This window comes from Brevundimonas sp. KM4 (assembly GCF_000964075.1).
Lineage (GTDB): Bacteria > Pseudomonadota > Alphaproteobacteria > Caulobacterales > Caulobacteraceae > Brevundimonas > Brevundimonas huaxiensis.
Map to the genome: position 1 here is coordinate 1 of NZ_JZRG01000050.1, position 6,704 is coordinate 6,704.

Genomic DNA, 6,704 nt, shown 5'->3' on the forward strand with positions numbered 1-6,704 from the left:
CGTGGCCAAGATCATCGCCTAAGCGAAACGGCCTCAAGCCGCGCGCCTCAGCGAGGCGCGCATAGGCCGAAAGACAAAGTCGCGTAACAGAGCGGCCCCCGGAGCCATCCGGGGGCCGTTTTGCTGTCTGGGTGATCGGCAGACTGAATGAGCCACGGCAGCCGCCAAGACGGCATTGGGCCGCGTCTTGCTGCGATCCGGTTGGGCTTGGGGCCGCTCCGGCTTCGGGATCGCTGACAATCTTGGTGGTGGATACCGCCCTAAGGCGGGCAGGGCCTGGACGCGCTAGTTCTGCGCGTTGACGAAGTTGCGCACGCGGGGCGGGACCGGCGGCGTCGGCGCAGGGCGGATCACGCGGATGGAGCTGCTGCGGCAGGCTTGGGGCGTAAGACGGCCGGGCAGGCGGGTCGAGCCGTCGCCGCAGGCTTCGCTGATCTGGTCCTGCGTCAGGCCGCGCGCGCCCGACAGGTCCGCGCCCCGGATGTCGGTGCGACGCAGCGAGGCGTTGGAAAAGTCGGCGCGCGAGAAGCTGCCGCCGGTCAACCGCGCCCCATCCAGGCTGGCGTTCGAGAAATCCGCGCTGGAGAAATCGCCGCCCGAAAGGTTCGAGGCCGTGACTTCGGCGTTGGAGAAGTTGGCGCCGGACGCCCGAACATTGGCCAGGGTGGCGCCAAACAGTTCCGAGTTGGAGAAATTGGCTCCAGACAGGGTGGCGCCGGTGAAGTTGACCCCGTGCATCTCGCTGCCGGATAGGTTGGCGCGGGTCAGGTTGGCGCGAACGAAGGACGACCCTTGCGCCTCGGCCCCATTGATCTGCGCCCCGGTGAAGTTGGCGGAGGTGAAGTTGGCGCCGACCATCTCAACGCCGCCCATGTTGGCGCGGCTGAAATCACTGCCGGTGAAGTTGGAGCCCATCATCTCGGCGCCGCGCAGGTTGGCGCCCACCAGGGTGGCGTTCATGAAGCTGGCGCCGGTGAAGGTGGCGCCCGACAGATTGCGGCCGGACAGTTCGCAGCGGTTGCACGAGCCGCCCAGCGACACCGAACGGGCGACGTCGCGGTCCTGCATCGACATCTCGACCCCGGCGAAGGCGGGCGAGGCGGCGAGCGCCAGTCCCAGCGTCAGCAGGGCCAATGTGGGGCGGACCCGGATATGTTCAGCGATCTGTTTCACGCACTCTGAATGCCTCGAAAGCCCGGCGACACCTACTTAAATCGAGGTAACTTCATGAAATCGAGGCAAGGTCGGCGCCGTTCAGCAGGCCGGAATACGCAAGCCCCGAGGCAGGACGGTGGAGCCGTCGCCGCACGCCCGGTTCAGTTGGGCCTGGGTCAGGCCGGTGGCCCGCGCCAGCTGGGCGCCGGACAGATTGGTCCCCGACAGGGTCGCGCCGGCGAAGCTTGCGCCCTCCAGATAGGCGCCGACGAAGCTGGCGTTGGTCAGGTTGGCGCGCGAGAAGTTGGAGCCGGAGAAGACGCCGCCATAGGCCTCGACGTCGCGCATGTCGGTGTTGGAGAAGCGCGTGCGGTTCATGACGCTGAGGCTCAGGTCCGCTTGACGCAGGCGTGAGCCGGCCAGGTTCAGGCCCCGCGCCTCCAGTCCCGAAAAGTCGCCCTGAAAAAGATTGCAACCGGCACAGGAGGCGCCGCGTCGCACGCTGGCGATCTGGCCCGCGTTCTGGGCCGAGGCGGGCGCGGCGACAGCCAGCAGGGCGGCGATCAGGCCGAGGGAAAGTGTGCGTTTCATGGACCGGGCTCCGACGTTCGATCGTCTGTCAGCAAACCCTAGGCCATAACCCTTAACCTAGCCCTGATCGCCGCCCTGAAGCGCCGGGGCCGCCCCGCAGGTGTCGCAGACCCAGGCGGCGCCGCGTTGCTGCAGGCTGAAATCGCCGCAGGCGGGGCAGGCGACGGCCTCGCTGTTGGCGGCGGCGCGGGCTTCCGGCTCGCCCTTCTTGCCGAACGGCAGGACGACCAGATTGTCGGGCGCGGAACCGCGAGCGAACCCTTTGGAGATGAAGCGGGCGGCGGGCACGGCTGTGTTGGCGTCGGGTTTGCCGTCCCCCAGTCCGTCCGCGTTCAGGTCGTCGGTCCCGGCATTGGCCAGCTCAGCGCGTTCCAGATAGGAGACGCCCAGTTCGCGGAAGATGTAGTCCAGAATCGAGGTCGCCGACTTGATGGAATCGTTGCCGGTGACGCGGCCGGCGGGCTCGAACCGGGTAAAGACGAAGGCGTCCACGAACTCGTCCAGCGGCACGCCGTATTGCAGGCCGATCGAGATGGCGATGGCGAAGTTGTTCATCAGGCTGCGGAAGGCGGCGCCTTCCTTGTGCATGTCGATGAAGATCTCGCCCAGTTCGCCGTCTTCGTATTCGCCGGTGTGGATATAAACCTTGTGGCCCCCGACGGCGGCCTTCTGGATATAGCCCTTGCGCCGGTCGGGCAGTTTGCGGCGCGCGCGTTCGCGCTCGACCACGCGTTCGACGACCCGTTCTGTCGGAGCCGGGCGAGGCGCTTCGCGGGCAGGTTCAGGACGGGCGGCGTCGAGCGACGGCAGGGACAGGAGCGGGCCGGCGGGCGGCGCGGCGCGCGACAGGCGAAGGGCGCGTCGGCCGTCCAGGGCTCCGTGGCTCAGCAGTCGCGCGGCCTGGGTCGAGGTCGTGCGCCAGTCCATCGGTTCGATCGCGAGGTCCGGCATGTCGCTGAACGGCTCGACGGCGTGCCGCAGTTCGGCCGCCGCCGCCGCTGGATCGGCCAGCAGAGCGGCGACCGACGCCGGAGCCTCGGGCCAGTCGCGCAGATCGCCATGACCGAAGACCCAGCGCGTCGCCGCCGTCTCCGCCTCTTCGGACACGCCCAGCAGGGTCAGCAGCAGACCATCGCCGTCTTCCACGCCCAGGACGTCGCGGATGAAGCCGGGGTCCAGGACGGGGGCGGCGAAGACCGTGTCGAAATCCTCCGCCCAGCCTAGAGCGGTCTCGATGGCGGCCAGTTCGATGTCGGTGAAGCCCAGCGCCCGCAAGGCTGTGTGGTCGATGCCCGGCGCCTCGACCAGGGTGCGACGACCGAACGTCCACCGTTCCGCCGCCTGGACATCGCCGCCGGCGGCAGAGATGGCCGAGGCAAGCGCGGGGTGCAGCCGGCGACCGATCTCGCCGTCGGCCGTCTGGAACACATCGATCGCCGCGACGCGACCCAGGCCCAGCCGCAGCCGCGCCTCCGCATCGTCAACGAACAGGCCGACGGCCGAATGGCGACGCGGCGTCTCCGGGTCTTCCCAGTCGGGGCAGGGACCGCGCAGGCTCGCCAGTTCGGCTGAGGTCCGGGCCGCCGTCGCCGCGACCAGTTCCGCGAACGTTTGCGCCTGAGACGTGCGGTCGTTGTCAGCCGCGAGGGCCTCCAGCAGGCCGTCCAGTCCCAGCGCGATGGGACCGGGGTGGGCGGACTGTAGGTCCAGCGCCACCGTCAGCAGGCGCGTCAGGTCCGCCAGATTGGTCGCCATGTCTCCGTCAAGCGCTAAGACGGCGCTCAGGTCGATCAAGGCCCGCGCGGTCTGCGCCGTCGCGGTCTCCGCATCGCGCGGGTCGAAGGCGACGATAAGGCCGCCGTCCAGCACCGCCTCGGCCGCCAGCAAGGCCTCGGGCGCGCCCGCCGCGATCTGGGTCCGGTTGGCCAAGGCGACCAGAGGCGCGCCTTCGACCATCGGCTCCAGGGTCATTGCGGGCCGTTCGCCGTCGATGGCTCTCAGGATATCGGCGTCGCTGGCGCCGCACCGCCGCGCCAGGGCCGCCGCACGGCCCAGGGCCGGATTGCGCGAAGGGTCGCCGCAGTCGCCGCGCGGACCTTCGCAGCGATCGACCGCATCGGCCACGCCCGCCAGCGCCTCGGCCAGGGCGTCGGCCGCCTGGGCTCCCAGACGCGCGGCCGCGCGCCGTCCGGCGTGCGCCTGCAATCGCGCCGCCGCGCCGGGATCGTTCAGATCGACAACGCCGACAGCCGCAGGTCCGGACGCGGCCGGCGCCGCCAGGCCGAGCGTGAAGGCGCCCGACAGCTCCTCGACAAATGCGGCGGCCTCGGCCCCGTCGAACACCCCCTCGGCCACGCCCGTCGCGGCCAGCCGCTCGGCCCAGGCGTCGACGCCGCCGTTCAGCCAGTCGCCGGACAGGGGCGTTGCAAACCCCTCGGCCTCGACCCAGTCCAGCCAGGCCTCGATCCGGACGTCGGACCAGCCGGCGGGGGCCAGGACCTGTTGCACGCCGGATGGGCGCTCGATGGCGCGGGTCTCCATCGCGACTCGTTCGGCGCGAGCGGCGAAGCCGGATTGAAAGCGCATGGCGGCGTCTCTCCGAAAGGTTCGGGCGAGCCTAGGATGCGCACGCGCCTTAGCCAATACATCTGGTGTCGCAGGACGGGTTTGCCCACAAGATATCGATTCACCGCAAGTCGCTTGAACGCTGGACGAAGAGGGCGCGGGTTTCTATGATCCGCACCAGACGCCGCCTCCCTTTCCGGCGACCCCTTACGGTTGGATTCCACGACGTGTTGAGCAAGATTTTCGGCTGGTGGGAGGGCGCCACGATCGGCACCCGGTTCACCATCGCCAAGCGCGGTCGCTTCGTCGGCCAGGACGAGAACGGCAATCGCTATTACGAGAGCCGCGACAACGTCAGCTACGACGGCCGCAAACGTCGCTGGGTCATCTATGACGGCTATGCCGAGGCGTCCAAGGTGACGCCCGACTGGCACGGCTGGCTGCACTACACCTTCGACCAGCCGCCGACCGAGCAGCCGCTGCCGCGTCGCGCCTGGGAGAAGGAGCACCTGCCCAATCTGACCGGCACGCCCCTGGCCTGGCGTCCGCCCGGCTCGCTGGCCGGCGACGCCAAGCGCCCGGCCGCGACCGGCGACTACCAGGCCTGGACGCCAGAGTGAAAAACCGCCGCATCCTGTTGGGCGCGGCGTCCGTCGCGGCCGTGCTGAGCGCCGGCGCGGTGACCGCCAGCGTGCTTCAGGACGCGCCGCGCGATGCGCGTCCGGTTCAGGATCCGATCGGCGACATTCTGCGCACTACCCCGGCCCAGCCCTCGGTGCCGACCGAGACGCCGCCTGCGGGCGCACCGGCTCCGCGCTCTCCGGTCGCCGTGGCCCCGCCACCCAACGTCGTCATCGCCGAGGACGCCGCCGTCGAGGAAAAGGCCGAGGCGGAAGTCGCGGCCGAGAAGCCCGTCGCGACCAAGGCCATCGATCAGCCCGCCACGCCCGCGCGTCGCCAGCGTCGCAAGTTCGCGATCATCCAGGCCATCGACAAGGTCACCGCCGAGACGATGAAGTTCGAGGTGGAGGTCGGCGGTCGCCCCGTGCGCTTCAACCAGAATCTGATCTTCGCGGCCCGCGCGTGCGAGGTGACGACGCCCGACGAACTGACCGAAGACGCCATCGCCTATATGGACGTGTCGCTTCAGGCGCGCGGCCGGCAGGAAGGCCGCCAGATCTTCCGCGGCTGGATGTTCGCCTCGTCGCCCGCCGTCAGCGGCATCCAGAACCCCTATTACGACGCCTGGGTCGTCGGCTGTAAGAACTGAGCTCTGACGTCGCGAGGAGGCGCTCCATGGATCGCAACAAGCCGCCCAAGAAGACCGAAACGGTCGAAATCCGACTGCCCCACGCGACCAAGACCGCCTTCATGGCCCGGTGCCGTGACGAGGGCCGGACGGCCAGCGACGCCATTCGCCGCTTCATAGACGCCGAGTTGAACGCGACGTCATCCGCGCGTCCTCAACCTCGCCTGGGCTGGCGACCCCTGCTGGCCGCCGCCGTCGCGGGCCTGGCGCTCGGAGCCGTCGCCGCGCCCTCCCTGGCCCAGTCGTCGCCCACCCGCGCCGATTTCGACCGGCTGGACCGCAATCACGACGGCGTCGTCAGCTTCGACGAATACCGCGCGCGTTAGCGGATGCGGACCAGGAACCGGTCCCACTGAAGGTTCAGCCACGTCCACGGTTTGAACAGGCCTGCGCCCGGCTTCCATGAGGCCAGCACCACCTCGGCCCGGCCGATGATGTTTTCGGCCGGCAGCAGGCCGACGCCGATCTCGGGCGGCCAGCGACTGTCCAGCGAGTTGTCGCGATTGTCGCCCATCATCAGATAATGGCCCGCCGGCACGCGGCGCACAGGCGTGTCGTCGCCCGGCAGATCCGGTCCGCCGTCGTAGGTGACGTAGGATCGTCCGTCGGCCAGGGTCTCGCGCACCTGCTGGACCCGTCGCTGCGGCGCATCGTGGTCGGCGACGACATCCAGCCGGGTCTGGCGCACCGGATCGCCATTGACGAACACGACGCCGCCCCGCACCTGAACCGTATCGCCCGGCAGGCCGACGACACGCTTGATCCAGGCCTCGCTGGGGTCGCGCGGCAGGCGGAACACCACCACGTCGCCGCGCCTCGGTTCGCGCCCGAACAGCCGTCCGGGCGACATCGCCGGATTGAACGGCAGTGACGCCGTGCTCCAGCCATAGGGATATTTCGACACGACGATGTAGTCGCCGGTCACCAGCCCCGGCTCCATCGACGACGAGGGGATGGTGAAGGGTTGGAACAGGACGATGCGGATCGCGAGCGCCAGGATGATGGCGAAGATCAGCGTCAGGGCGATCTCACGCACCTCGCGAAGAAGGGACGGGCGGGGCGGGGCTTTGGGCGGGGTCTGGGT

General features: G+C 69.5%; 7 protein-coding genes. 3 read left to right on the forward strand and 4 right to left on the reverse strand.

What is annotated here, in order from left to right:
* Window positions 1-285 precede the first annotated feature (285 nt).
* The 3 genes from VH88_RS15100 to VH88_RS15110 form a co-directional block, all read right to left on the reverse strand.
* A complete protein-coding gene (locus tag VH88_RS15100; protein ID WP_045811982.1) occupies window positions 286-1,173 on the reverse strand; it encodes a pentapeptide repeat-containing protein in 888 nt (295 codons plus the stop codon).
* Window positions 1,174-1,254: 81 nt separating this feature from the next.
* A complete protein-coding gene (locus VH88_RS15105) occupies window positions 1,255-1,746 on the reverse strand; it encodes a pentapeptide repeat-containing protein (protein ID WP_045811983.1) in 492 nt (163 codons plus the stop codon).
* A 57-nt stretch (window positions 1,747-1,803) separates the two neighbouring features.
* Complete coding sequence (locus VH88_RS15110; RefSeq protein ID WP_045811984.1) at window positions 1,804-4,332, reverse strand: hypothetical protein; 2,529 nt, start codon at window positions 4,330-4,332, stop codon at window positions 1,804-1,806.
* A gap of 206 nt (window positions 4,333-4,538) precedes the next feature.
* Here VH88_RS15110 and VH88_RS15115 point away from each other — a divergent pair, with 206 nt between their 5' ends.
* Genes VH88_RS15115 through VH88_RS15125 form a run of 3 tightly spaced genes read left to right on the forward strand, consistent with a single transcriptional unit; the run spans window position 4,539 to window position 5,946 of the window.
* The gene (locus VH88_RS15115; protein ID WP_039247905.1) at window positions 4,539-4,931 is read left to right on the forward strand and encodes an NADH:ubiquinone oxidoreductase subunit NDUFA12; all 393 of its coding nucleotides are present in this window, start codon (window positions 4,539-4,541) and stop codon (window positions 4,929-4,931) included.
* Window positions 4,928-5,581 (forward strand): DUF2155 domain-containing protein, encoded by a 654-nt coding sequence (locus tag VH88_RS15120; RefSeq protein ID WP_045811985.1) that lies wholly within the window; start codon window positions 4,928-4,930, stop codon window positions 5,579-5,581. Before VH88_RS15115 ends, VH88_RS15120 begins: the two co-directional genes overlap by 4 nt.
* Before the next feature lie 26 nt (window positions 5,582-5,607).
* The gene (locus VH88_RS15125; RefSeq protein ID WP_045811986.1) at window positions 5,608-5,946 is read left to right on the forward strand and encodes an EF-hand domain-containing protein; all 339 of its coding nucleotides are present in this window, start codon (window positions 5,608-5,610) and stop codon (window positions 5,944-5,946) included.
* Here VH88_RS15125 and lepB read toward each other — a convergent pair.
* On the reverse strand, window positions 5,943-6,704 hold a 762-nt coding region (gene lepB / locus VH88_RS15130), incomplete at its 5' end, for a signal peptidase I (RefSeq protein ID WP_045811987.1). The two genes, VH88_RS15125 and lepB, sit on opposite strands and share 4 nt — an antisense overlap.